Below are 1,068 nucleotides of genomic sequence, written 5' to 3'. Positions count from 1 at the left end.
CGGCGGCGAGGCCGGTACCAAGTTCAAGGCGTTTCTGGCAGGCGTCGGCAATGCCCAGAAGGCGCTCGGTATCCAATTCACCGATGCCGCGGGCAACATGCTGCCGGTGCTCACCATGCTGGACAAGCTCAAGGCGCGCTATGGCGACACCCTGAGCGTGGCCGAAGGGGACGAGCTCAAGAAGGCGTTCGGCTCGGATGAGGCGGTCAGCATGGTAAAGCTCCTGATGACCAACACCAAAGGGCTCGCCACCAACATCAATGCCCTGGCCAACACCCACGGCATGGGCAAGGCCGAGCAGATGGCTGCAGCCATGACTGACCAGTGGCAGCGGGTCGAGCAAGCCTGGTTTGCCATCCGCGCCGCCGCGTTCGGGGTAGTGCTGCCCGCTATCAACGCCGTGATGAGCGTCTTTGCCGATGGCGCCAACGAGGTGCTGCGCTGGACGCACCTCTTCCCGAACCTGACCAAGGTCATCAGCTATGCCCTGCTCGCCATCGTGGGTTTGAGCATGGTGACCGGTACCTGGATGCTGATCGCCGGCTTGGCCAAGCTGGCCACCCTGGGGCTCGGTATCGCCTGGTCCATCATCACCGCTCCGCTCGCCCTGCTCAATGCCGGGATGGCGACCTTTCGCGCCATCCTGCTGGCGGTCAACATCGCCATGTATGCCAACCCTGTGGGCTTGATCGTGGCTGGCATTGTGCTGCTGATCGGTGCCGTGGTGGCGGCCATCTACTACTGGGACGACCTGAAAAAGAGCATGGCCGACTGGAGCGTGTTCAAGCTGCTCGGACAGGCGGTGGACTGGCTGGTCGAGAAACTGAACATGATCCCGGGCGTCAATATCGAGATGGGCAGCATGCCGGATCTCAACTTGCCCAATCAGGAGAACATCAACGCCCCCCTCGCCCGCTTTAGCCAGGGTAGCCAAAGCCGCGTACCGGCTGGCGGGCTGGGTCAGCAGCTGATCCAGGCCAACGCGGCCGCAACCACCGCCAACCAGAAGCCGCCCAAGTACCTGAGTATCGGGGAGGTGCACATGCACAACCAGAACCCGATGACCCC

General features: G+C 62.9%; 1 protein-coding gene. It reads left to right on the top strand.

Annotation, left to right across the window (positions count from 1 at the left end; all coding sequences use genetic code 11):
* The coding region (locus AACS18_RS12670; protein WP_108612441.1) for a phage tail tape measure protein at positions 1-1,068 on the top strand (1,068 nt) is incomplete at both ends.

Origin of the sequence: Aeromonas sp. HMWF015, assembly GCF_963878965.1 — a bacterium.
Classification (GTDB): Bacteria; Pseudomonadota; Gammaproteobacteria; order Enterobacterales; family Aeromonadaceae; genus Aeromonas; species Aeromonas veronii.
This window is presented reverse-complemented; position numbering and strand designations above follow the sequence as displayed.